Source organism: Nocardia jinanensis, from assembly GCF_014645735.1.
Taxonomy (GTDB): domain Bacteria; phylum Actinomycetota; class Actinomycetes; order Mycobacteriales; family Mycobacteriaceae; genus Nocardia; species Nocardia jinanensis.
Genome location: NZ_BMMH01000002.1, coordinates 148,690 through 173,457 on the forward strand (window position 1 = coordinate 148,690; position 24,768 = coordinate 173,457).

A 24,768-nucleotide genomic window follows, 5' to 3' on the forward strand; every position below is an offset into this window, starting at 1 on the left:
ACTTAGCGCCGATCGATAATGGGTCGGCCGTCCAGATTGTGACATGGGCTGATTCGATCGTCTCTCGTTCCAGAAGTCGTTCCACTGGAAGTTCTCGAGGTATGTTCCAGAACCTGTGTGCGGAAACAGTTTCCGGTAAGGCTTCGCCATGATGGCGGCGGGACGGTATCCGGCAGGTGGCTGGGATCTCGGCTATGCGCGGGTGAGTTCGACCAAGCAGAGCCTCGATCGCCAGCTGGCCGCCCTCACCGAGGCCGGGATCCTTGACTCGCGCATCCATGTCGACAAGAAGACCGGCTCAACCGTCGATCGACCCGGCCTGACCAAGCTGCTGGCGTACGCACGTCCCGGAGATCGGATCGTGGTGCACACCCTGGATCGCCGAGACCGCACTACGACCGTGGAAACCGGTATTCACCCCACGGCGACCTCCAGGTCGCTCACGTATTCGCCGATGGTGACCGGATCACCGGCGTGATCGACTGGTCCGAGGCAGCCTGCGGCGACGGCCTCTACGACCTCGCGACCTTGACGCTCGGACACCCGGAACATCTCGGCGACGTCGTCTCCGGCTACGGCACCGACGTCGACCTCGACGTCATCCGGGCGTGGTGGTCGTTACGAAGCCTGCGGGGAGTCCGCTGGCTGGTCGAGCACGGCTTCGACCCGACCACACCGGGCGGCGAGGTCGATGTGCTGATAAACCAGGCGGTGTAACAGCCAGCGGGAACCAGGATCCGGTCGTGTTCGCATATTGCGCGATGCAGTGGGTCGAAAATGGTCGTTTCTGACCCAAAATTGGTCGGACGCACCGCGTTCGCGAAACCGCAGCTCGCCGGACCCCCGAATCGGGTCAGAAGCTGTGTGCGGAATCTATGAGACGAAACCAGGCGTGTCGACCCTTTATGGGACAGTTCTGGGCATGGCACGGTTCGGGTACGCGCGGGTCTCCACGCGCGGGCAGAAAGACGACTCCCAGATCGACGCGCTCACCGCCGCGGGGTGCGAGAAGATCTGGGTCGACAAGGCTTCCGGGAAGCTGGCGCGGCGCCCGGAGTGGGACAAATGCTTCGACCACCTACGCCGCGGGGACGAACTGGTCATCACCCGGCTCTCGCGCCCGTTCCGGTCCGTGCGGCATATGACCGAACTCGCCGCCGCCCTCGACGAACGCGGGATCGACCTGGTCGTGCTCGAACAAGGCATCGACACCACCACCCCCGCCGGGCGGTTCCTGTTCCACGTCATCGCCGCCATGGACGAGATGACCGCCGACCTCATCAGCGAAGGCACCCTCGAAGGACTCGAATCCGCCCGCGCACGCGGCCGCGTCGGCGGACGCCCCACCGCGCTGACCCAGTTGCAGGCGCTCAAGGCACGGCAAACGCTGCTACACCGTCGCCCAGATCGCCGAAACCTTCGGCGTCTCCCGCAAAACCATCTACCGACACCTCGACCGCAGCGCGTGATTCCGGCGACGTTCATCAGCGGATCGGCATGTGCTCACCGACGAGCGTGACGAATGGTGACGGCCATACGGCGCAGCCTGCCGCGTATCCGACTGTCGGTATCGGGTACCAACGTCAGGCCGGCCATATCGGCGATACGGTCGGCGACCGCGGTCACCGCGGTCGTGTCGGTCCGGATGTGTTCGCCGAATTCGGGTCTGCTCAGCTGCGCGAGGCAGTAGTCGAGCTTGTCCACCGCGAACTGTTCCCCACGCAACGGTCGATCACCCTGACCGACCAACCCCAACACAGGCGCGATCCCGAGTCCCCGATCCCGAAGACGATTCAGGACCGTTTCCCGCTCGGCCAGCAACGCGAAATGGCGCACGTCGTGTCCTGCTTCCCGTAGCCGTCCGACCGTCTCGGCGAAGTAGCGGGGATCCACGACGGTCATCGGAGTGATCACCACCCCGTCGTGCTCGCGCAGCACGTGGTCGAGGACCTCAAACACACCCTGGCGCCAACTCGGATAGTCCTGGAAGTCACCCCGCAGCGAGGCCGGCATCATCCGGTGCAGCCCGAAACCCACCTGCTCCGGATCGCACACGACACTGCCGACAAGGCGCCGTCGCAGCTCGAACGCGGTCTGGGTCTTGCCCCCACCGAAGGGGCCGTTGATCCAAAGCAGCATGAACACAACACTATCCACACCCCACTCGAAGACCATGAACAGCGCACTTGCCATTTCCGCCCGAAATTTAGCCGACGCAGCCTCAGCCAGAGACGCCCGAACGCCAGCCCCCGTAAACGCTCATCGCTGCTGGACTGCGGTCCCGAAAACACCCGACTCGACGGCAAAACCGCTGGTCAAGCCATTGTCGTTGCTTTCCGCGCGATTACTGCCGAACCCCGGGTTACGAGAACTTCGTTGTTTTCTGCGCCGTTACTACAGGGGGTTCCGGTAGTAACCGCCGAAAAACCAACGGATATGGCGACGTCGCTGGTCAGCGTCGACGGTCGGCGTCTGGACCGAGTAGCGCGGTGAGTTCGCGCATCGCCTGTGGGGACGGTTTGAAGTAGCGGCGCAGGTTCTCGGGTCTGCGGTGCCGGGACTTGGCCATGAGTTCCAGCAGGCTGGCCCCGGATTCCCCGAGATGGGTCAGGCCGGAATGGCGCAGTTCGTGCAGATCCCAGCCGGTCCCCGGCCCATCGAGCGCGGTGGCGGCGTCGAGGAGGTTGCGGGCCTGGTCGTAGGACAGCCGGGCCAGGCCGGTGTCAGGACACAGGTCGCGGTCGGTGAGGTACTTGCCGGGCCCGGGACGGCGATGGGTGACGAACACCGGACCGCGAGTGCGGCCGCGGAGCAGCCGGGGCAGCAGCCGGGCGGTGCCGGCGTCCCAGTACACGGTCTCGAGGACGTTTCGTGGTGGGCGGGCCCGCGGCGGCGGGTGCGGGGTTTGGCGCCCTTGGACTTCACCGGGGCGCTACGGGCGGCGAGGTCGAGGTCTTCGATGTTGAGCTGGAGCAGTTCTTCTGCGCGGGCGCAGGTTTCATACAGCATCCGCCACAGCGTCTTCTCCCGCACGTGGGTCTCGCGGCGGGCGCTGATCAGCCCGTCCGGGCCCCGGCCGTCGATCGCGTCGACGGTTTTGGCGATGGCGATGCCGTAGGAGCGGCGGGTGTTCGTCGAGCCGATCGTGTCGAGGAACGCTTCGGCGGCGGCGCGCGCGCAGGGTGCGGTTCGGCGCGGTGCGTAGCCGGGTCACCTTCGCGGCCATCGGTTCCCCCGCTCTCTGCTTGCCCCGGATAACGGGGTCGCTTCGTGTACCCGCCGGAGTGGGTCCGCCGCAGGTCGACTCTCACGTTACCCCGGATAACAGGCCATTATCTCGGGCCAGTCTGGTCATCTCGGCTGCCGGACGAAGGTGGTTTGCCGTCTGCGAGGTGGATTGTTCCTCCGGACGAGTACGCCTCGAGGGCCGCGGAAACGTCGATCCCTTTCCGCCCGGCACTTTCCACCGCCTCATCCGGGGCAAGAAAGTCGAAGCCCGTGACTTCTTTCTCGTCGACATCGAACTTCATACCCGACACTCCGGTGCCCGCCGGCGCGTCGAAGGTTGCGAGGTAGATGTAGTCGGTCAGCGGGTAGTCGCGTCCGTGTTCGGGATCTGGTGATTTCTTGTTGGTGGCAAGCAAGCGCTCGATCCTGACAGCTCTCCCCAGCTCTTCTCCGAGTTCTTCCCGAACTTCTCGTCTCGCCGCTTCCTCTGGTTGTTCTCTCTTTCGCGGGCCGTTGTCGACGAAGCCGCCGGGCATGGTCCGCTTGCGTTCGTAGGGAGATTGCAGCATCAGCACCCGACCGTGCTCATCCATGATGACCACCTTGGCTGCCGCCAGGTTTTCCGGATCAAGGTTGCCCTCGTCGAACTGCCGTTGGAACCATTCTCTGCGGCTGTCCGATGTGTATTTTTTGGCCGGAGGCGATGCGGGTGCCGCGGGCTCTCCATGGGAATCCCGCGGTCCGGCGTGGGAATGGTCACCTCCGCTGGAGGCTCGATCGGTGACCACCGCGGACCCCGGCCGCTCCGTCCCGAAACCGGACTGCTCGATTTGACGCCGGCCCGCAAGATCCTGATCGGGCACCGTCTCGGCGGCTTCCTTCGCGGTTCCCCCGGCGTGCCGAATCGGATTCTCCACCGCATCGGCAGTGTCGGGGATGACTCTCCCGGTGAGTTTCCCGGCCACATGTTTGCGGAACCAGTCGGCGAAGTCTCGTCCGATCACTGCGCGACCGTACCGCAACCGGAGACCGGTCAGGATTCAAAAACTGTTGTACCGCAGTGTATTCGGGCATCGAAGTAGCGAAGATCACTCAACGTCCCGAGAGCGAGGGTCGATGACGCGACGCCGGACCGAGACGAGACCCGCTCGATCCGACCGACCCCGTCGGCAGCGACGCCGCCCGGAGGAACCGAACCCCGATCACGAGTGGATCGACCCGGCCGACGACCCAGAACCCACGTCGGCGACCAGCCGGGCCGATCACCGCCCGCCAACCGCTTAACGTGACTTTCTCCCGGATACCGGTATCAACCCCCGAGCGACTGGCTCAGAACAAGGTGTCGCGCACCCGCAGCGGCCGGTAGCCGGTCGGTCCGAGCTGGGCCAGTTCGGCGTCGATGTCGACTTCGATCGCGCCGAAGAAGTTGATGTTGGCGCTGTGGGCCGGGGATATGTGGGCCAGGATCTCGTCGTCGATGCGCTGCCCGGACCGACGCATCTGCTCGGCCGCGAGCCCGTAATACTCCGTAGTCCACGCGATCACAGCGTTGGTCGCCAGGGTCAGGCACCAGGCTTGCTCGGTCTGGTCGGCGAGCTGGCGGGCCCGGATCATGCCCTCGTGGGCGAAGTAGCGGCTCATCGGCCGCGAGGTGGTCGACTTGCCTCGAGTCGGGAACCGCTGCCCGTCGCTCGAGGACAGTGTCCCGGCGCCGAACACCGGGGTAAGCGGTAGCCGCTGGTGGTAGTCGATGATCGCGAGGTTGGCCGCGCGCAGGGTTTCCTCGCGCACATACCATTCGTCGGTCCAGGACAAGATGTCGTAGCTGATGCCGCAGGCCTCGGCCATCCTGGTCAACCCGAGGTTGGTCGAGTGCGCCAGCAGCACCGCGATCAGGTTGCGTTTCAACTCCGGCGTGCGGTGGCCTGGCCGCCAGCGTGGGTGAAACAGTCCAGGTAGCCGGTGCGTTTGTCCAGCTCGATCAGCAACGACACGATCGGCGCGAACGGCAGCATCTCGGTCAGCTCGGTCTTGAGCGCGACCGCCTCGGCCGGAACGTCCTCGGCGGTCAACGGCGAGATGATCAGATCCCCGGACTCGCCATCCAGCCGCACCGGCCCCTCGCCCTCGGCGAGCACCGTCTCGAGTTCCCCGACCGCGGTATGCAACTCGTCGACGACGGCGGCCAGGGCGACGCCGGGATCGGCGCAGCGCCCGACCAGGCGGCAGAACTCGCCGCGTTGCGGTTCCCACTGCTCGGGCACGAACACGTCGCCGCTGATCGTGCTCCATCGCCCGCGCGAGCAGGAACTCGTCGAGCTCCTCGAGTTCGAGCGCACCCGCGGCCCGCCACCCGAGGTACTGCGCGACCAGCCGGAGGTGGTCGGTGCGGGTCTGGGCGCGGCGGCCATAGGAACCGATCTCGGTGCCATCGACCCGCAGCTGCTCGGCCAACCTGGCTACCGCGACCGGCGGGGCAGTCACCACCCGATCGGGCACGAACCCCAACCACGGCAACGTGCACAACGCGATCGCGATACCGAGCCGATCGGCCGGACCACGCCCCCGACCGGGATCGACGAACGCCAGATCCGCCGGCGAGAGCGTGAAGAACCGGAACAACTCCTCACGGCCGATCTCCGGGAACTCCCGCAGCCGCGCCAACTCCTCATCCGCGAACACCCGCGTCGCCACGAAACCGACCTCCCACCAACCAACAGCGTTGGGAGCCAAGCCAACCAGAGTCCGCCTCCACCGCAGGCCGAACCGGGCACTCACCAACGGTCAGCCGCGGCTACGCCATATCCGTTGGTTTTTCGGCGGTTACTACCGGAACCCCTACAGGAACCGCCCTCAGGCGGGCGAGTCGTTGCGGATTCCGAAATCGGCAATCGATGGAACTCACAGTTTCGTATCTGATAATCGTGGCGTGTCGCAGTCGGAGTTGTGCGGTGCGTACCGCAACCGGGCGATATGGCGGTCCCCAGTTCCGGCGGCACCGCATCCCCGAACCCGATCCGCAACCCGGCACAATCATCGGCGAGCAACAGTTCCTCCGGGGCGTCCGGCTGCGGGAAGAACTCCATAACCCGTGCAGCAACAGCACATCCGCACCTTCCGTGCGCGCCCCCGCCTGTACGCGTACCTCGAACTCGCCCACGCGTACCGTGCGCAGCTCAGCCGTGCTCATCGCTGCATGCTGGCCAAATCCCACCGCGGCTGCTAGACACCTGTATGGATGCTTGTCCGCGAAGTGTGTGCGGCATCGGCCACACAGAACCCGGCAACTGAGCGCAACGGAGGAACACCTATGAGCACAGACCATGCCGTATCGGTCGTCATCGGCGGCGCATCCGGAATCGGCCGGGCCACGGCGCAGCTCATGGCCGAACGCGGAGACACTGTCGTCATCGCCGACCTCGACGGCGACGCCGCGAACTCCCGGGCCGCCGAACTCGGCGCCCCGGCGAGCGGCCTTCAGGTTCAGGTCACCGACGAGACCAGTATGCGCACCTTCTTCGACACTGTGACCACACAGCACGGGCCCATCGACATCGTCGTCGACTGCGCCGGAATCTCCCGGCCCGGAACCCTTGCCGACCTCTCTCTCGACGACTGGAAAGCCACCATCGACGTATGTCTCACCGGAGCGTTCCTGACGGTGAAAGAAGCCGCACGCAGCCTGCGAGACGGCGGATCCGTAGTACTCGTGGCCTCCCTCAACGGCCGCCAGCCCGGAGTCGCGATGGGAGCGTACTGTTCCGCCAAAGCTGGGGTTCTCATGCTCACCGAGGTCGCCGCCATGGAACTGGCGCCCCGCGGCATCCGCGTCAACGCGGTCAACCCGGGATTCGTGCACACACCGCTCACCCACGGTGCGACGCTCGTCCCGGGCCTCGTCGAGGAGTACATCGAGAACACACCACTCGGGCGTGCCGGGACACCCGAGGATATCGCCCAGACGATCGCGTTCCTCACCTCGACCGCGGCCGGATGGATGACCGGCGCGGCCATCGACCTCAACGGTGGCGCACACGCCAAACGCTATCCGGACATCGTGGCGCGCATCGCGGATCTGGCCGCCGACCCGGCGTGAGACAGGCCCGGCAGCGCATCCGTGACCAGCAGCCGCGAGGTCGCGAAATCACCCCCACCATTCCCTCCGGGCGGGAAGACCTCTCTTGTACTTGTTGATTGGACGGAAGGTTCTTGTTCGCTGGGCTCAGATAGGAGATATTCATGCTTCGATGCGCATATCGTCGTATCTATCTTTCTGGATCGACTTGTGATTGTTGTCGGTGGATTCGGATTGCTACTCCGGACCCGAAGCGATCCGAGTCGACAGAGCTGGTGCTGAATCTCCGGACTCGCGCGGTGGACCCACCGATTCACGCATTCGCCCTCCCCTACCCCACTGCCCCGGCCGAGGGAGCAGGGATCCGACCGCCTCCCATCTAGGTCCTGCAACCAGCCGATGAGCCGACGGGGGATCCCTCGTGTCAGCGCTCTCGCTCCAGCTCACGGTCCACGACCGCGGAGGCCACTTCATTCCCTGGGAAATCCCCGACCAATGGACCGGCGACCTACGCCGCACCTTCCAGGGACGACGCCGGCCCGCCAACCCCGCTCCCCCGGATAACGATGCCGTCCCGCCGGCGCGATCCCGTACAGGCGCAGTGGCCGTGGGGTACATAGAGTTCTTTCAGCAGCCGGACGGCCCGGGCAGCCTGACCGCTATTCATAGTTAGATGCGCATATCTTGATAACCTATTCTCGACTGCAATCGGTGGCGCACTGTTCGCGTAGCGACGCGAAGACAGGGACATCTCCCTTCGGACCGGTCGTCATCCCGCGCATACCTACACCGGCAACGCGGCCCGGGCCGATCGAAGGCCGCGCTCCCCCGGTGCTGCGGCGAGGAGGAGATGCGGACGCTTCGACCCGATTCCGGTGTCGCGCCGCTAGTCTGATGCGAGCGCCGTGCAGACGAACAACGAGCAGGAGACGATCCGATGGGCCCGGTGAACCGTCGCCGATTCTTGACCACCAGTGCTGTAGCCGCGGGCGCTGTCGTACTCGGAGCGGGACAGGCCGGCGGCCGCCCCGCTCCCCCGGTCGAGGTCGCTCCGCTCGGATCCGGCTTCCTGTGGGGTGTCGCATCCTCCGGGTTCCAGTCCGAAGGCCATGCGCCGGACAGCAACTGGACCCGCTATATCGCAGCCGGGAAAACCGACGACCCCTATCGTGATTCCGTCGACTTCTACTCGCGCTACCACTCCGATATCGCGCTGGCCGAACAGCTCGGAGTACGCGCCTACCGGATCGGGATCGAATGGGCGCGGGTACAACCGGCACCGGGTGCATGGGACGAGGACGGGTTCCGCTTCTACGACGAGGTCGTCGGGGCCATCCGCGCCGCGGGTATGCGCCCGATGCTGACTTTGGATCACTGGGTGTACCCGGGCTGGCAGGCGGATCAGGGTGGTTGGCGGCGCGCTGGAATGGTCGACGACTGGCTGGCCAACGCCCGGAAAGTGGTCGACCGGTACGCGCGGCACGATCCGCTGTGGATCACCTTCAACGAACCCGCGGCCTATCTGATGAACGAAGTGCGCCACGGTGGAATCGGGCTGACCGATATCCCCGCGATGCAGGACCGATTGGCGACCGCCCACAACGCGATATACGACCACATCCACCGGATACAACCCGGGGCGATGGTGAGCAGCAATGTCGCCTACATCCCGGCCGCCGAAGACGCCGCGAACGGGGCGTTCCTCGACCGGGTCGGCGCGAAACTCGACTACATCGGTATCGATTACTACTACGGGTTCTCCCCCGCCGGTGTGCTCGCGCAGGTCCCCGACCCGAGCAAGCTGTGGACGCTGTCGCTGCAGGCCGAGGGTATCTACTACGCCCTCGACCACTACGCGAGGCGTTTTCCGGGCAAACCCCTCTACATCGTCGAGAACGGGATGCCCACCGAGAACGGGAAACCGCGAGCGGACGGTTACACCCGCGCCGACCTACTGCGCGATACCGTCTACTGGTTGCAGCGCGCGTCCGCCGACGGGATGAACATCATGGGCTACAACTATTGGAGCCTCACCGACAACTACGAATGGGGTTCCTACACGCCGCGGTTCGGGCTATACACCGTCGATGTCCTCGGCGATCCCACGCTCACCCGGCGCCCCACCGATGCCGTGGCAGCCTATACCGCGATTACCGGGCGCGGCGGAGTTCCGGGCAACTACCGGCCGACGCGGGAGCCCGCGACCTGCTCGATCGTCGACGGACTCACCAGCTGTACCGATCAGGTCACCGTGCCGCGCTGATCCACGCCACGATGGCCTGATCGCGTGGGCCGCTCGGCCGACTTCGACGGGTGCCGGCGGTGTTCCACCGGACTTCGCGGCAGGCTGCCCGGACCCCGCGCCGCCGCTGCCGAGAGAGCGCCATCGCGATACCGCGAATGCGATTACGGCCGACATGGCCGACAGTCCGGCGATCAGATGCAGGCCGGTGTCGTCGCTTCCGGTGGCGTCCTCGACCCAGCCGAAAATGTACGGGCCCGCGAAGCCACCGAGGTTGCCGATCGTATTGACCAGTACAGGCCGTAGACCAGTCCGAAGTATCCGAGACCGAGCAACCAGACCTTGCGGTTGCCGAGGACACCGCGGACGCTGTGGCCGGAGCTCATCTGCTCGGCGTCGGCGGCGACATCCGCTTCCAGCACCTCGCGTTCGGCGGGGGTCAGCCAGGAGGCGTTCGCGGGACGGGGTCGGGCAGCACGAAGCTGCGCCGGGCGTTCGACCCGCGCGGCATCATGAATCCCGGCGTGGCGTTGTGACCCATTCGGCCCGATCCGGTGCGGTGCCGGGTGGGACCGGACGTGCGAGACTGGCCGGGTGAACGGGGAGAAGGAAAACCGCGCCGACCGCACTCGCTCCGCCGGCTCCACCAGGCCGCCCGATCGAGGGACCGTATTCGGTTCCGGGGTGCTGTGGCTGGCGAAATGGGCGGTATGCGTGGTCGCGATCGCGGCCGGGGCCTGGGTTCTCGGGTTCCTCGCCGCGCGGCTGTGGGTGGTGTTGCTGCCGGTACTGCTCGCGATCGTGGTGTCCACGGTGCTCTGGCCACCGACGCGTCTGCTGGTGAAGGCCGGGCTACCACCGGCCGCGGCGGCCTCGCTCACGGTGGTCGGGTTCATCGGCGTACTGGCGGGCGGTATCGCCCTGATCGTGCCCTCGGTGGTGGATCAGGTGCCCGAACTGTCCGACAAGGCCACCACGGGGATCAACACCGTGCGGGACTGGATGCAGGGCCCGCCGCTGAACATCAGGGACGAACAACTGAACTCGGCGGTCGACGCGGTGGTGTCGCGCTTACAGTCCAGCGCCGAACAGATCGCCTCGGGCGTTTTCACCGGCGTCAGCACCGCCACTTCGGTGCTGGTCACCATATTCCTGGTGCTGATTCTCTGCTTCTTCTTCGTCAAGGACGGGCCGAAATTCGTCCCGTGGATGCACAAGTTCACCGGCGGGCGCAGCGGCCGGCATTTCGAGGAAGTGCTGGTGCGGATCTGGGATGTGCTCGGCGGATTCATCCGCACCCAGGCGCTGGTCAGCTTCATCGACGCGTTCTTCATCGGTCTCGGGCTGGTACTGCTCGGTGTACCGCTGTGGGGGGTGCTCACGGCACTGACGTTCCTGGGTGGGTTCATCCCCATGGTCGGGGCGTTCGTCGCCGGTGCGCTGGCGGTACTCGTCGCGCTGGTGGGCAACGGGTTCACCACGGCCCTGATCGTGCTCGTCATCATCATCGCGGTCCAGCAGCTCGAGGGTAATGTGCTGCAACCGGTACTACAGAGCCGCACCATGAAGCTGCACGCGGTCGTGGTCCTGCTCGCGGTCACCGGTGGTGGCACCCTGTACGGCATCACGGGGGCGTTCCTGGCGGTACCGGTGGTGGCTGTCGTCGCGGTGGTGGTCCGGTACATCAGCGAACAGATCGATGTGGCGGTGGCCGAATCCGAGCCGGCCGGGGAACCGGCGACGGATCCGGCCGGGCCCGAAATGGATACCGGGAAAGCCGGGGAGTCCGCGGGAACCGGGAAGTAGGTCCGCAGCGGCCTGCCCGGGGCACGTGTTCACGTCGCGCCGAGCAGGGTTTCCAGCGCGGCGATATGGGTTTCGAAGACCTGCTCCCGGTCGGCGAAAGTATCCGCACCGTACATATCGAAAACATCGAAGCTCACGGCACCGAACAACGCGCACCAGACGGTGAGCCCGCGCGCGAGCAACCAGTCCGGCACATCCAGTCCGAACTCGGCTCGGATCCGGACGAAATCGCCGGCGAGAGGTCCGGAGAGCGGCAGCAGGTTCGCCGCCGGAGGCATGAGCAGCCCCCGGCGGTGGGCCGCGTCGAAAAGCTGCATCAGTGTCACGATCACCCGCGTTCCCGGGGTGACCGTGCGATCGGCCGGAGCGGCGTATCCCGGTACCGGGGTGCCGAACAACAGGCCGTACCAGGCGGGTTCGGCGAGTGCCCAGGCGCGGACGGTGCGCGCGGTGATACGCAACTGTTCGATCGGGTCGTCGGGTGTGGCGGCGATCGCGGCCTCGACGGCATCACCCAGCGCGTCGTAGCCGTCGACCACCAGCAGGGTCAGCAATTCGTCGCGGCTGCGGACGTAGCGGTACACCGCAGAGGAGACCACGCCCAGATCGCGGGCCACCGCGCGTAACGACAGGGCGGCGGCGCCGTCGGTGGCAAGATGTTCGCGCGCGATCCGTTTGATATCGGTCATCGTCTGGACCCGGGCGCGGGCGCGGGGTGTAGTCATCCCCTCAGCCTGACCAATTGAGAGAGCACTGTCAACAATAGTGAGCGTTGCTTCCGTTCGACTATGTTAATGTTACCGCACGTCACTGCTGACCATCCGAACCAAGGAGAAGCCCCATGTCCGAGGCGGCCACGGATTTCGATGTCCTCATCGTCGGCTCCGGGTTCGGTGGCAGTGTCACCGCCCTGCGACTGGTCGAGAAGGGCTACCGCGTCGGTGTCCTGGAAGCCGGCCGCCGCTATGCCGACGACGAGCTCCCGAAAACCAGTTGGGAACTACGTAAGTTCCTGTGGGCGCCGAAACTGGGCTGCTACGGCATCCAGCGCATCCACCCGCTGCGCAATGTGCTCATCCTCGGCGGCGCCGGGGTCGGCGGCGGATCGCTCAACTACGCCAACACCCTCTACGTCCCGCCGGAGCCGTTCTTCCAGGACCCGCAGTGGCGCGATATCACCGACTGGCGCGGCGAACTCACGCCGTACTACGAACAGGCGAAACGGATGCTCGGCGTGGTGCAGAACCCGCATATGACGCCGGCGGACGAAGTCTTCAAACAGGTCGCCGACGATATGGGCGTCGGCGAGACCTTCGTGCGGACACCGGTCGGGGTGTTCTTCGGCGAACCCGGCGAAACGGTGGACGACCCGTATTTCGGCGGCGTGGGACCGGCCCGCACCGGTTGCCTGGAATGCGGCGACTGCATGGTCGGATGCAAGTTCGGCGCGAAGAACACCCTCGTCAAGAACTATCTGTATCTCGCCGAACAGGCCGGGGCGCAGGTGGTGCCGATGACGACGGTGACCGAGCTGCGGCCGCAAGCGGACGGCAGCTGGGTGGTGTCGGCACAGCGCACCGGCGCCTGGGTCCGCAAACAGCGCACCACCTACACCGCCCGGCAGGTCGTGGTCGCGGCAGGAACTCTGGGGACCCAGCGACTGCTGCACGAGATGCGGGACCGCCGGGTACTGCCGGAGCTGTCCGACCGCCTCGGCCTACTCACCCGCACCAACTCCGAATCGATCGTCGGCGCCGCCACCAAGAAGCTCGCACCGGGACAGGATTTCACCCGCGGCGTGGCGATCACGTCGTCGATCCATCCCACCCCCGATACCCATATCGAGCCCGTGCGCTACGGCCGGGGCTCCAACGCGATGGGTTTGCTACAGACATTGATGGTCGACGGCGGCGGCCGGGTTCCGCGCTGGCTGCGGTTCCTCGGTACCGCGTTGCGCCATCCCTTACTGCTGCTCAGCTTCCTCAGTGTCCGCAACTGGAGCGAGCGCACCATCATCTCGCTGGTGATGCAGCACCTGGACAACTCCATCACCACCTATACGACCCGCGGGTTGTTCGGCCGCAAACTCACCAGCAAGCAAGGGCACGGCGAACCCAATCCCACCTGGATCCCGGCAGGTAACGAGGCCACCCGGCGGGTCGCCGAGCAGATCGGCGGGACCGCGGGTGGAACCTGGGGCGAGGTGTTCAACATCCCGCTCACCGCGCATTTCCTCGGCGGTGCCGCGATCGGCGCAGACCGGGACTCCGGTGTGATCGACGCGTACCACCGAGTCTTCGGCTACCCCACGCTGAGCGTGGTGGACGGAGCCGCGGTATCGGCCAACCTCGGGGTGAACCCGTCCCTGACCATCACCGCGCAGGCCGAGCGGGCCGCCGCGTACTGGCCGAACAAGGGTGAACAGGATCCTCGGCCCACGCAGGACGCACCGTACCGCCGGATCGCGCCGGTGGCGCCGAAATCCCCGGCTGTCCCCGACTCGGCGCCGGGCGCGCTGCGCTTGCCGATCGTGGCGGTGAACGACCCGGCCGCCGGCTGAGCCGGGGGGCTCAGCCCTTGAAGTAGACCAGCTGGTGACTGGTCGCCAGCAGGGTGCCGTCCTGACCCCACAGCTGGGCGTTCTGGTCGAAATGCCCGTGCCCGAAGCGGTTCGCGCGGGCTCGGCCCAGCAGGTACTCGGTGCCCTGGGCGGCCAGATCCTCGGCGGTGGCGTGGAAGTACACAGTGAGCGAGATCGTGCCGGCCGGGAGGTAGCGGCCGCGCCGCAAAAACACACGCGGGTAGAACGCGTCCGACATCGCGGTGAGCGCGGCGAAATCTAGCGGGCGGGCCGGACTGTCGCGCAGCCACAGGGTGCTCACCGAATCCGGATTCTCCGGAATCCCGGCGCTGGACTCGATATCGGGCACGGCTCCGGCGACGAAGCGTAGATCGTAGTTACGGCCCCACGCGATGAAGTCCGGGAAGATCTGCGGCACGGCCTCGTCGGGCCCCGGCACCGACGGCATGGTCAGTTCCAGGTCCGACCAGGTGTCGCGCCGGACTCCGAATACGGCGGTCGCGGTGGCGGCGACCGCGCCGTCCTGCATGAGTTCGAGCAGCCAGTGCTGATTCGTGCGGTTGGTGCGGACAGGCCGCGCGGTGATCTCGAAAGGTCCGTCGGCGATCGGTCCGGTGTAGTTCACGGTGAGCGAGAGCGGATCGCCCAGTCGCTCGGGATGCCGTTCCACCGCCCGCAACAGTGCCGCCGCGGTGACTCCCCCGAACGGGCCGACCATATTCGCGTAATCGGGGCAGGTGTGACCGGCCAACTGGTGCGCTTCGGTGTACTCCACGGCGATCGCCGTATCGAAGGGATGGGTCGGCGCGTCGATCCCGGTCACAGATCCTCCTGCAGATTTGGGCCGTTTGCGGCGGCGAAGTAATCGTAAGTATGACAACATACATAGTAATCAGAGGCAAGAGGGAGCAACTATGCCACGACCGAAGGATCCCGACGGCCCACGGGCGGCGATGATCGACAGTGCGATCTCGCTGATCCGGCGGCGCGGCGTCGCGGCCGTCTCGTTCACCGATGTTCTCCAGGCCAGCGGCGCGCCCCGCGGCTCGGTGTACCACCACTTCCCCGGTGGCCGCGCACAGCTGATCACCGAGGCGACCGAGGCGGCGAGCAGGCGGGTCACCACCGGGGTGACCAGAGCACTGGGCGCCGCACAATCCTCCGCGGCGCTACGCGCGCTCGCCGATATGCTGGCCCGCGGGCTGGACGAGAACGATTACGCGCTGGGTTGCCCGATCGCCGCGGCCGCACTGGGCAACGAACCCGGCGCCGTCACGGCCGCCGGATCGGCGTTCGACAGCCTGCGCGAACTCATCGCCGCCAAACTCGTCGAGGACGGGGCACGACCGGAACGGGCCCGGTCCATCGCCCTGCTGGTGATCAGCGCACTGGAAGGCGCCTTGATAGTCGCGCGTACCGAACGCGGCCCGGCCGCTCTGGATACGGTCGTCGAGGAACTGAGCGAGATCTGCCGGATCGCGGTCGAGGAGAAGTGACCCGGGGACCGGTTCACTCCACCGTCCGGGTCTTGATCGCGTCCCGCGAGATGAGGACATCGTATTCACCGGGCGTCGCGATCACCGCGTTCCCGTAGGCCGATCGGACGAACGGCGAAGTGAACCAGCGGTTTTCACTCATATCCTCGAAGAAGTCGCGATCTCCGCCGTTGAGGAAGATATGGTTCTGCGCGGTGGCCACACCGTCGAGCCGCTGCCCGTACAGGCGTGACACCTTGTATCCGGAATGGAAGCCGAGCGCGTTCACCCAGGGTTCGAGCTCCACCAGTTGCGCCTGCAACACCCACATATCGCCCTCGACCCGGTGCGTACTGCGCTCGGCGGTCCCACCGTCCTCGTCGAACAACGTCAGCTCCACCTCGAGCTGATGCTCGGCACCGGATACCGGCGATACGACCACATGCGCCGCCCGGACCTCGCCCGTCAGTCCCAGGTAGGTCTGGACGAGTGTGACGATCCACAGCACCAGCGCCGCGGCGGCCAGTAGTAGCGCCCCACCGGCACCGCGGGCGATCAAGGTCCGCGGCCCTCTCTTACGAAATGCGATCAACGCCGAAACCAGCAGGGCCACACCGAGGATGATCGCGACGATCGAACCGGCCTGCAGCACCCCGAAGTCCACCGGGTAACTCATGCGCCGGTTATACCCCGGTAGCGCGCGATGTCACCCGCGAACGCGGTTTTCGATCCGATTCGGCACGCGGCACGGGCTGCTACCCGTCGCCGGCCGGGCCTGCGCGGTCCCCCGAGTTCACCGCATCCGGGTCCGGCAAGTCTCGGATTCGAGACGCCGAGGCGAAGATGCTCCACATCCGCCCCGGCTCTCGTATGTTTGCGGTACACGAGATCGAAAGGTGCGAAGGTGACAGAAGTCAGTGCGGACTATGTGATCGTCGGGTCGGGATCGGCGGGAGCCCTGCTCGGTGACCGGCTCAGCGCGGATCCGGGCCGCTCGGTGATCCTGCTCGAGGCCGGCCCGGCCGACAAGGACAAATTCATCCATATACCGGCCGCGTTCTCGAAACTCTTCCGCACCGCCTACGACTGGGACTATTTCACCGAACCGCAGCCCCAGCTCGACAACCGGCAGATCTATTGGCCGCGCGGCAAGACCTTCGGTGGTTCGTCCTCCCTCAATGCCCAGATGTGGGTACGCGGTTTCCGCGCCGACTACGAAGAGTGGTCGGTCGCCGCGGGCCCGGAGTGGGGTTTCGACAAGGCGGTCGAGCAGTTCCGCGTGATCGAGGACGTCGAAGGCGCCACCAGCCCCGAGCACGGCACCGGCGGGCCCCTGCACATCTCGCATCAGCGCAGTCCGCGCCCGTCGACGGGCGCCTACCTCCGTGCGGTGGCAGAACGCGGTTTCACCGTCGAGGAACCGAACGCGGCCGAGCCGCGGGGGTTCAGTCAGACCATGGTCACCCAGTACAAGGGACGGCGCTGGAGCACCGCCGACGCCTACCTGCGGCCGGCACTGAAGCGGCGCAATTTCCAGGTCTATCCCGAGGCGACCGCCACTCGGGTGCTGTTCGACGGTAACCGGGCCGTCGGTGTCGAATACTCGCGCGGCGGCCGGATCGAGAAGGTGACGGCCCGCAAGGAGGTCGTACTCTGCGGCGGTGCGATCAACAGCCCTCAGTTGTTGATGCTCTCGGGGATCGGCGACCGCGCCGAGCTCGAACGGCACGGGATCGAGGTGCTCCAGCACGCACCCGCGGTCGGGGCCGATCTGCAGGATCATCTCGTCACCGGACTCGGGTACGGGGTGAGCGCCGATTCGCTGTTCGACGCCGAGAAGCCGGCCCAGCTGGTCAACTACCTGCTGCGGCATCGCGGCATGCTCACCTCGAATGTCGGTGAAGCGTACGGTTTCGTCCGCAGCCGCGCCGAACTCGAACACCCCGACCTCGAGCTGGTCTACGCGCCCGCCCCCTTCTACCACGAGGGGCTCATCGACCCGACCGCACACGGCGTCATCCTGGCGACCGTCCTACTGCGCCCGCACAGTCGCGGCACGATCACGCTGGCCTCGAAGGATCCGCTCGCCAAACCGGTGATCGATCCGAAGTACCTCTCCGACGAACAGGGGATCGACCGGGCGGCGTTGATGGCCGGTTTGCGGCACTGTGCCGAAATCGCCGATACCGCGGCCATGAAGGAAGTACTCGGCCCCCTCTGCTACCCACCGGACGCACCCGGCGAAGGGGCCGCGGAAGCGACCCGGGCGCTGGCGCTCAACGGGTACGCCCACACCCTCTACCACCCGGCCGGTACGTGCCGGATGGGGTCGGACGAGAACAGCGTGGTGGATCCGCGACTCCGGGTGCGCGGCGTCCAGGGGCTGCGAGTCGCCGACGCATCGATCATGCCGGTGCTGGTCCGCGGGCATACGCACGCGCCCACTATGTTCATCGGGGCCCAGGCCGCCGATTTTCTCACACGCGGGTAAAGGCAGCCGACGCCACCGGCCCGGACGCGGTACGGGACCGGTGGCGACCGGATCCGGCAGATCTCCGAATAGGAAGAGGCCCACCGGATGGCATGAGCGGTAGCCACCCGGTGGGCCCACTGCCGCCGACGCGAATGAACGACGGCGGGATGCGAACCGAACCCGCCGGTCGCCGGCCCTGCGATATTCAGGATTCCAGCGGGATTTCCAGAGCGGCGCTCAGTGTCGGCCAGCTGCGGTGCAATTGCACTTCGAAATCCGGCCACGAATGCATTCCCTCGGGCAGATAATCCACCACTGCCGGGATATTCAATTCCGTGAGACGGTCGGCGAATCGCTGCGTACACAACCGGGCACCCGATTCCAGCAGCGATCCGCCGCCGAGCAGAACCGCCAGAATCTCGGGGCTGTCACCGACCGACATCAGCGCCGCATTACTCGGGGCGCCATTGGCCACCGAGACGTAGATCTCGGTGCCCCGCAATTTATCCGCCCCCAGCAGGCTGTCGTGGGCGCGCCACTCCGGCGACGCGGGCGGCCCGAACAGGTTCTCCGGATTCCCGCCACGCGAAGCGACGGTCATGGTCGTCACCGCCCGGCCGAGCTGGTCGGAGGTGGAATAGCAGCCGCTCATCCCCGCGACACCCTGGTAGAAGCCCTGGTGCCGCTGGGTCAGCATCATCGCTGCCTGCGCGCCCATGGATACCCCGGCGATAGCACGGGTTTTGTTGGAGCCCAAATACTTCTCGACGATGGGTGGCAGTTCCTCGGTGAGGAAGGTCTCCCAGCGGTTCAGCCCGAGGGCGGCGTCCACCCGCATCCAATCGGCGTACATACTCGCCGTACCACCGGTCGTCAGCACCACGTCGACCGGTTTGTCGGCGAAGAACTCGGCGGCGCCGCCCCGGGTCAGCCAGCCCGAGGTCGGACCGCCGTCCACGCCGTCGAGGAGGTACAGCGTGGGCCGCGGTGCCGGACCGGAGCCGACGAGTGTGTCGATCGCGATCTCCCGGCCCATGGCGACCGAGCGGATATGTAGCCGGATCCGCCGATCGTCGAGCACTTGGACACGCAGCAACTGTGCGCTGGAGTGCGGTTCACTCGTGACCGGGGCCCGCGAACCCGGCGCGGCCGGAGCCACCGGGTCCGCACCGGCCGGAGCCGGCGTGCCGGCAACCGCGCCCAGCACCGCCAGGGCAGCCAGGACCCAAATCCGTGATCTCATCTCATACCTCGCAGTAATGCTCGTACACCGGCCCGTGCGTCACGCCGCACCCGGTTTACCCGGCCGGGTACGGCGTCCTGTGCCGGCCGGGCGCGGTAGCCGGTGTACCTGCCTCGCGTCTACCGCCGCGCCGTCGTGCTCGGCAGTAGCGTCGTGGGTTAGCCGGTACAGACCCGGCGGCTGCCCACTGGCCCGGAGTCGGTCCAGCACATCGTGGGTACGGCCGGCCAATTCGGGCACCTCCGCCGTCGTACCGGCGGCCACGGTCGCTGTCGGCCGCACCTCGGCGGCCTCGGCCACCAGCTGCAGCACTTCCGCGCTCATCACCCCCGGGGCCGTACGGTCACCCGGTACACACTCTGCGGACTCCAGCGGAATCAGTACGGTGCCACCATCGGCGCGCAGCAGCGACAGCGACCGCGATCCCAGCGGAGTACCCAGCGCCGCCTGCACGCGGCGGAGCTTCCGGCGGGCCGCCGATACCGCTTCGAGACCGCCGGCACGTTCCTCGGCGTGTGGCGGGATGGCCAGGGCCACAACCTGATATGCGGGCGCCACCCGGATGCCCGAGCGTTTGGCCAGTGTGGCCACACCGTGCCCGCTCAACAGTGCGGCCACCATCGTCTGCGCGGAGGTCTGGTGCTCCCGCGCGACGACACGGTGTTCGTCGAGATACGCCGCGGCAGCGGCAGTGGTCACGACCTCCACCACCCGTACCATCAGCCGGGCGCCGTCCACCATCGCCTCGGCCCGCAATGCGGCGTCGGCGATCCGTTCGGCGAGGAATTCGAGTGCATCCCGCGCACATCCGTGACATGCGGTGAGCACCGTTTCCAGCGCCACCCCCTCACGCGCCCAGCGCACCGCCGCGGCGACGAGGGCCGGTGGAGCGGCGGCGGGGGCCTCGGGTGCGGGTGCGAGATCTTCCGCTATATCGGCGAGGCAGTGCCGAACCGTAGTGACAACATCTGCGGTCCCCGTGAAGCGATCGCGGCGCCGCAGATGCGCCACGAGTTCAATTTCCAGGTCCGTTGTCCCGGAATCGGCTCTACTGCCCACCATAACTACCGAACAGTAACCTCTCTCGCCGCCGATCGAGACGATCCACCGTTTGTCCGGACAGTTCATCAGTGACCGAGCCGCGGTTTGGGTTCGATCACAAGACGGTAACGAGTTTCCCTCCAGGAGCGCAATACCCGGGTAATTCGGCGATACGACGACGGCACTTACGAGGATCCGGTGAGCGGGTCAGCGACGGTCCTGTTCCCGGCGCGCGGGCTGATCCAGGATCCGCGGCTGCCGCCGGCGCAGCGCGGTCAGCAGGCCCGGGGTGTACTCCGGGGGCGCGGCATGTACCGAGAGTTGGTTGGCGACCGCGCGGTAGGCGTCCAGATCCGCCTGTTTGTCAAGATAGAGGGCACCGGTGAGCTGTTGGAGGTAGACGATATCGGGCAGATCCGCCTCGGCGAACCGGAGATAGGTGAACGCACCGTCGGCCAATGCCGGGCCACCTACATGATCGGCGAGGAGCTGCACCGTGATGTGCGGTTGCCGGGCCGCCACCAGCAGATGGTCCATCTGCGCGCCCCAGATCTTCGAACCGCCGATCCGGCGGGTGAGGGCGGCCTCCTCCACGATCAGCCATAGATGCGGGGGGTGCGCCCGATTCAGAATGTGCTGGCGGCGTATTCGTAGTGCCACCCGCCGTTCGATCGCGTCTTCGGACTCCCCCGGATGCGCCAGCGTCAGCAGGGCACGCGCATAGTCCGGGGTCTGTAGTAGCTCCGGCACGGTACGCGGTTCGTAACAACGGATCACCTGCGCGGCCTGCTCCAAGCCCAGGTACATATCGAACCATTTGGGCAGCCAATCGTTGTCCCGGTGCCACCATCCGGACGTATTGGCCTGCTGGGCCAGCTCCTGGAAAGCGTCGAGTTCCTCGGTATCGGTGACGCCGTACAGCCCGAGCAGGTCCACCAGATCACGCTCGCGGATGCTGGTCCGCCCGAGTTCGAGCCGGCTGATCTTCGAATCCGAGCCGCGGATATGGTCACCGGCCTGCTCCCGTGACAATCCGCTGGCCTCGCGCAGCCGCCGCAGCCGGCCACCGAGCACCATCCGCAGCACCGTCGGCCCGCCTTCGGCCGCGTTTCGCGCCGTGGATCTCGGTACGGACGGAGAACCCGCCGCCAACGCCGATCGCATCCCAGAAGCACCCATTATTCGAGTTTCGCATGGGAGCGGTCCCGGAGACCAAACGAAACACCCGTGGCGTGAACGACATTCGCGGGGAGACACCACCCGGACGAGGCCCACCGGGGCAGATTCGCTGCGGCACATCCCCCATCACGCACAGCCCGGTACCGGTGCTCCGGTCGTTCGTCCGGAACTGTGGTGAGCCGCCCCCACGCCCGTCCTCGACGTCCTGTGATTTCCCCAGATCCGTTGCCGGAACATGTTCTCAGCAATGGTGCGAATCTACTGTTGGACCCGACGGCGCCGATGGGGACGCCCGGAAGGAGACGCGGATCTTGGACGCCACGACACCGGCCACGGCCGAGCGCGACGATACTGCCCGCGACAATCTCACGCGCCGGGTCACGGTCTACTTCGACGGCCCCGCCCCGGACAATGCTCTCGTGCTGGAGTACGCGGCCACCAATTCCGAAGCCTGGGAATTCACCTCCGCCGCAGTACACGCGGGACTCACCGTAACTGTGGACAGCAAGATAAGACCGGACCTGCGCAGATTACCCTGCCACAGCCTGTGGCGCTGAGTGAGCGGATCACCGGGATTCGGTCCACCGACCGCCCCGCCCCCGAAGCCTCGGCCCGGGACCGAGGAACAGGTCCCGATGAGTAGAACCCCACGCACGCCACACGCATCAGAGGATCCGCACCGGGACGCGCCGACCCTTTAGGCTCAGGGGCAGCCGGCGCGATGGGCGGGCCGGCTCCGACCGCAGGAGCGCGTATGCCGATCGAACCCGCGGCCCGCGCGGCCGGCGTGCTCGCGATCCTCTCGGCTGTCGCCACCGGGTGCTCGAATTCCGATCCCAGGTCCGGCAGTCCGCCTGCCACCACGACCACGACGGTCACCGCCGCGGCGACCGTACCCGCGATCCGCACGCCGCGGCCCACTCCCACGATCGATCCGTACGCCGGCCGACCGCTGATCGACCATGTGGAGTGGACGGAGAACATCGACGGCCCCCGATTGCTGATCCACCCGACCAAGGCCGGTCGCGGCACCACTTTTCCCGGATCCGATCTCCGCGCATGGCTGGAGATCCGCACCGCCGACCCGGGCGCGGACACTCCCGGAATGTGGGATCAGTTCCGTTGTCATTGGGAGTGGGCACGCCTCATCGCCCCGGACAAACCGACCTGGAATCTGGAACCCTGGCGGCCGTCGGTGGGTTACGACGCGACCGTCGATGCCGCCTGCAATCCCGGCGGACCCGAACGCTGACCACGAAAGGACCTGTATGCGCATCGTCATAGCCGGTGGCCACGGCAAGATCGCCCTACTGCTCGCCGAACTGCTCACCGGGCGGGGCCACAGCGTTATCGCCTTGATCCGCAACTCCGCGCACGCGCCCGAGGTCTACGCCACTGGTGCCGAATCCGTGGTCCTGGATCTCGAACAGGCCGTGGTGACCGATCTGGCCGCGACCGTCCAGGGCGCGGACGCTGTGGTGTTCGCGGCCGGTGCCGGGCCGGGCAGTGGGGCCGCGCGTAAGTACACCGTGGACCGCGATGGGTCAGTTCTACTGGCCGAGGCCGCCGAACGCGTGGGCACACGCCGGTTCCTGCAGATTTCTGCGATGGGCGCGGGCCTGGCCCCGGCCCCCGGAACCGACGAGGTGTGGGCGGCCTATATCGATGCCAAGACCCAGGCCGAGGACGACCTGCGGAGTCGTGACCTGGACTGGACTATCCTGCGCCCCGGCCGGTTGCTCGACTCTCCCGGAACCGGCGCGGTCACCTTGGCACCGACGCGACTCGACCGGGGCGATATCCCGCGCGCCGATGTGGCCGCGGTACTCGCCGAACTACTCGAAGCGAGCAATTCCTCCGGTCTGACCTTGGATCTGATCGGCGGCAGCACCCCGATCGAGGCCGCAGTCGCCGCGCTGGCGCCCTGAATCCGGCGCCGAAAGCCGTTCGGACACAAAGAATCGATCGTGCAGATGTACTTGCATTTGAAAGGACCCCCGACCTAGACTCTTCCCACACCGCTATACAGGGGAAAACAAGGGGAGGCCGCGTGAGTGAGCCGACGAGACCATTCGCCAGTGGTTTACTGCCGCACCTGCGGGAGAGCCCGACGAATCCGACCCGATTCGGAAACAGTTCAGCAAGAATCGATCCCGCCCCGATCGGCCGGCCGGCGAACGGTATTGACATGACTACATTCAGCATCCGCAGCAGCCGCCCGCTCGGCGATTCGACTCGCGAGACGGCGATCGAGTTCGTCATCGACGCTATCGAATCCACCGGCGCGGCCACACGTGACGATTTCGATATCGACCAGATCGTCACGACCGCTCACGCGCTGGCAGACGATTGGGATTTCCGGCTGTTGCAGCCGGATGCCTTTTGGCGTGTGGCGTCGACCTTCATCCGGGCCTGACGTTCACCACACAATTATCGTCTCGGCGCTCGGCGCCGAGACGATAATTACCGCAGCGGCATTCGCCGCCGCGGTCACAGGCCCTTCGTATAGTCCGCGATAATCCTGCGTGACTCCTCCGGCGGTGCAGCCTGCACACTCAACCGGTCCATCACCGAGAGATACAGCGCCAGATCCTCGCGCCGGTCCAGATACAGCGCACTGGTCAGCTGTTCGAGGTAGACGATATCGGGTAGATCCGTTTCGGCGAAGCGGAGAATCGTGAAAGAGCTTCCCGCAGCGGCATGTTCGCCCGCAGAGAACGGGACCACCTGAATCGTCACATTCGGAAGCCGGGTCAGATCGAGAAGATGTTCCATCTGCGCTCGGTGCACATCCCGGCCACCGACCGGCCGATGTAGCGCTGCTTCGTCGAGTACCGCCCAGACCACCGGCGGGTCAGCGCGATGCAATATTTCCTGCCGACGCTGCCGGAAAGCCACCCGGCGATCGGTATCGGAATCCTCGTAGCCCAGCGTCACGACCGCCCGGGCGTAATCCGGAGTCTGCAGCAAGCCGGGCACCAGATGCGATTCATAGGTGCGGATCTTGCTCGCTGCCTGCTCCAGGCCCAGATACTGGCCGAACCAGGGTGGCAGCAGATCGCCGTAGCGATGCCACCATCCTGGTTCGTTCGCTTTGCGCGCGAGTTCGACAAAGCTCTCGCGCTCCCCGGGGTCGTCGACGCCGTACAGCGTCAGCAGATCCCGGATATCCCGCTCTTTGAAACTTGTCCGGCCGAGCTCGAGCCGGCTGATCTTGGCATGGGAGCCGCGGATGGCATCACCCGCGGCTTCTCGGGTGATCTTCTTGCTCTCGCGCAGTTTTCGCAACTGGCCGCCCAGAGCGATGCGTAGAACCGTGGGGCCACGCTCCGCCTCGACGGATTGCGCGCCACCACGGTTCTCGGGCTCTGCGATCATGGAGTCGTCTCCGCTTTCGGGTTAACCCACGGTGCGCCACTCATCGG

The 24,768-nt window shown here is 66.5% G+C and carries 23 protein-coding genes and 1 pseudogene; 13 read left to right on the forward strand and 11 right to left on the reverse strand.

Annotation, left to right across the window (positions count from 1 at the left end):
• Positions 1-148 precede the first annotated feature (148 nt).
• The 3 genes from IEY68_RS05305 (at position 149) to IEY68_RS37315 (ending at position 1,519) form a co-directional block, all read left to right on the forward strand.
• Positions 149-478, forward strand: coding sequence for a recombinase family protein (locus tag IEY68_RS05305; protein ID WP_082681430.1), 330 nt, complete (start codon positions 149-151; stop codon positions 476-478).
• Positions 475-717, forward strand: coding sequence for a hypothetical protein (locus IEY68_RS05310; RefSeq protein ID WP_229718624.1), 243 nt, complete (start codon positions 475-477; stop codon positions 715-717). The genes IEY68_RS05305 and IEY68_RS05310 overlap by 4 nt, the downstream gene beginning before the upstream one ends.
• Positions 718-922: 205 nt before the next feature.
• Entirely contained in the window at positions 923-1,519 is a 597-nt protein-coding gene (locus IEY68_RS37315; protein WP_444543815.1) for a recombinase family protein, read from the forward strand.
• Here the strand turns inward: IEY68_RS37315 and IEY68_RS05320 are convergent.
• The 4 genes and pseudogenes from IEY68_RS05320 to IEY68_RS36900 all read right to left on the reverse strand — a co-directional run bounded on the left by IEY68_RS05320 (position 1,504) and on the right by IEY68_RS36900 (position 5,922).
• The gene (locus IEY68_RS05320) at positions 1,504-2,139 is read right to left on the reverse strand and encodes an AAA family ATPase (RefSeq protein ID WP_058855516.1); all 636 of its coding nucleotides are present in this window, start codon (positions 2,137-2,139) and stop codon (positions 1,504-1,506) included. The genes IEY68_RS37315 and IEY68_RS05320 overlap by 16 nt on opposite strands.
• Positions 2,140-2,452: 313 nt before the next feature.
• Positions 2,453-2,854 carry a site-specific integrase gene (locus IEY68_RS35955; RefSeq protein WP_229718625.1) on the reverse strand — a complete coding sequence of 134 codons (402 nt, stop codon included), beginning with the start codon at positions 2,852-2,854 and terminating at the stop codon, positions 2,453-2,455.
• Positions 2,855-3,332: 478 nt separating this feature from the next.
• A complete protein-coding gene (locus IEY68_RS05330) occupies positions 3,333-4,232 on the reverse strand; it encodes an NUDIX domain-containing protein (RefSeq protein WP_058855413.1) in 900 nt (299 codons plus the stop codon).
• Between the two features lie 325 nt (positions 4,233-4,557).
• Positions 4,558-5,922, reverse strand: a pseudogene (locus IEY68_RS36900) (DUF4158 domain-containing protein).
• 616 nt (positions 5,923-6,538) lie between these two features.
• Between IEY68_RS36900 and IEY68_RS05340 the strand changes: the two are divergent.
• The 3 genes from IEY68_RS05340 to IEY68_RS05350 all read left to right on the forward strand — a co-directional run bounded on the left by IEY68_RS05340 (position 6,539) and on the right by IEY68_RS05350 (position 11,351).
• A complete protein-coding gene (locus IEY68_RS05340; protein WP_058855409.1) occupies positions 6,539-7,324 on the forward strand; it encodes an SDR family NAD(P)-dependent oxidoreductase in 786 nt (261 codons plus the stop codon).
• A 916-nt stretch (positions 7,325-8,240) separates the two neighbouring features.
• Complete coding sequence (locus IEY68_RS05345; protein ID WP_058855408.1) at positions 8,241-9,566, forward strand: family 1 glycosylhydrolase; 1,326 nt, start codon at positions 8,241-8,243, stop codon at positions 9,564-9,566.
• Positions 9,567-10,139: 573 nt separating this feature from the next.
• Positions 10,140-11,351, forward strand: a complete 1,212-nt coding sequence (locus IEY68_RS05350; RefSeq protein ID WP_058855406.1) for an AI-2E family transporter — start codon at positions 10,140-10,142, stop codon at positions 11,349-11,351.
• Positions 11,352-11,380: 29 nt separating this feature from the next.
• Here IEY68_RS05350 and IEY68_RS05355 read toward each other — a convergent pair whose 3' ends face one another.
• Positions 11,381-12,076 (reverse strand): TetR/AcrR family transcriptional regulator, encoded by a 696-nt coding sequence (locus IEY68_RS05355; RefSeq protein WP_058855405.1) that lies wholly within the window; start codon positions 12,074-12,076, stop codon positions 11,381-11,383.
• A gap of 116 nt (positions 12,077-12,192) precedes the next feature.
• On the opposite strand from IEY68_RS05355, the gene IEY68_RS05360 reads away from it, so the two are divergent.
• Positions 12,193-13,911: a GMC family oxidoreductase N-terminal domain-containing protein gene (locus tag IEY68_RS05360; RefSeq protein ID WP_058855404.1), complete on the forward strand. Its 1,719-nt coding sequence runs from the start codon at positions 12,193-12,195 to the stop codon at positions 13,909-13,911.
• Between the two features lie 10 nt (positions 13,912-13,921).
• Here IEY68_RS05360 and IEY68_RS05365 read toward each other — a convergent pair whose 3' ends face one another.
• Positions 13,922-14,755, reverse strand: a complete 834-nt coding sequence (locus tag IEY68_RS05365; protein ID WP_058855403.1) for an acyl-CoA thioesterase — start codon at positions 14,753-14,755, stop codon at positions 13,922-13,924.
• 91 nt (positions 14,756-14,846) lie between these two features.
• On the opposite strand from IEY68_RS05365, the gene IEY68_RS05370 reads away from it, so the two are divergent.
• Complete coding sequence (locus tag IEY68_RS05370; protein WP_082681427.1) at positions 14,847-15,428, forward strand: TetR/AcrR family transcriptional regulator; 582 nt, start codon at positions 14,847-14,849, stop codon at positions 15,426-15,428.
• Between the two features lie 13 nt (positions 15,429-15,441).
• Here IEY68_RS05370 and IEY68_RS05375 read toward each other — a convergent pair whose 3' ends face one another.
• Entirely contained in the window at positions 15,442-16,083 is a 642-nt protein-coding gene (locus IEY68_RS05375; RefSeq protein WP_058855401.1) for a hypothetical protein, read from the reverse strand.
• A gap of 228 nt (positions 16,084-16,311) precedes the next feature.
• Between IEY68_RS05375 and IEY68_RS05380 the strand changes: the two genes are divergently transcribed.
• Positions 16,312-17,898 carry a GMC family oxidoreductase gene (locus tag IEY68_RS05380; RefSeq protein WP_058855400.1) on the forward strand — a complete coding sequence of 529 codons (1,587 nt, stop codon included), beginning with the start codon at positions 16,312-16,314 and terminating at the stop codon, positions 17,896-17,898.
• 187 nt (positions 17,899-18,085) lie between these two features.
• On the opposite strand, the gene IEY68_RS05385 is transcribed toward IEY68_RS05380, so the two are convergent.
• The 3 genes from IEY68_RS05385 to IEY68_RS05395 all read right to left on the reverse strand — a co-directional run bounded on the left by IEY68_RS05385 (position 18,086) and on the right by IEY68_RS05395 (position 21,241).
• The gene (locus tag IEY68_RS05385; RefSeq protein WP_058855399.1) at positions 18,086-19,123 is read right to left on the reverse strand and encodes an alpha/beta hydrolase; all 1,038 of its coding nucleotides are present in this window, start codon (positions 19,121-19,123) and stop codon (positions 18,086-18,088) included.
• A gap of 39 nt (positions 19,124-19,162) precedes the next feature.
• Positions 19,163-20,185: an RsbRD N-terminal domain-containing protein gene (locus IEY68_RS05390; protein WP_156426239.1), complete on the reverse strand. Its 1,023-nt coding sequence runs from the start codon at positions 20,183-20,185 to the stop codon at positions 19,163-19,165.
• A 186-nt stretch (positions 20,186-20,371) separates the two neighbouring features.
• Positions 20,372-21,241: a helix-turn-helix domain-containing protein gene (locus tag IEY68_RS05395; RefSeq protein WP_058855515.1), complete on the reverse strand. Its 870-nt coding sequence runs from the start codon at positions 21,239-21,241 to the stop codon at positions 20,372-20,374.
• A 413-nt stretch (positions 21,242-21,654) separates the two neighbouring features.
• On the opposite strand from IEY68_RS05395, the gene IEY68_RS05400 reads away from it, so the two are divergent.
• The 4 genes from IEY68_RS05400 to IEY68_RS35975 all read left to right on the forward strand — a co-directional run bounded on the left by IEY68_RS05400 (position 21,655) and on the right by IEY68_RS35975 (position 23,759).
• On the forward strand, positions 21,655-21,900 hold the full coding sequence (locus IEY68_RS05400) for a hypothetical protein (protein ID WP_156426238.1): 246 nt from the start codon (positions 21,655-21,657) through the stop codon (positions 21,898-21,900).
• A gap of 197 nt (positions 21,901-22,097) precedes the next feature.
• Entirely contained in the window at positions 22,098-22,595 is a 498-nt protein-coding gene (locus IEY68_RS05405) for a DUF2599 domain-containing protein (protein WP_058855397.1), read from the forward strand.
• Positions 22,596-22,611: 16 nt separating this feature from the next.
• Positions 22,612-23,271, forward strand: coding sequence for an SDR family oxidoreductase (locus IEY68_RS05410; RefSeq protein ID WP_058855396.1), 660 nt, complete (start codon positions 22,612-22,614; stop codon positions 23,269-23,271).
• A gap of 122 nt (positions 23,272-23,393) precedes the next feature.
• Positions 23,394-23,759, forward strand: a complete 366-nt coding sequence (locus tag IEY68_RS35975; RefSeq protein ID WP_229718627.1) for a hypothetical protein — start codon at positions 23,394-23,396, stop codon at positions 23,757-23,759.
• A 74-nt stretch (positions 23,760-23,833) separates the two neighbouring features.
• Here IEY68_RS35975 and IEY68_RS05420 read toward each other — a convergent pair whose 3' ends face one another.
• On the reverse strand, positions 23,834-24,721 hold the full coding sequence (locus IEY68_RS05420; protein ID WP_058855394.1) for a Sco1979 family transcriptional regulator: 888 nt from the start codon (positions 24,719-24,721) through the stop codon (positions 23,834-23,836).
• Between the last annotated feature and the right edge of the window lie 47 nt (positions 24,722-24,768).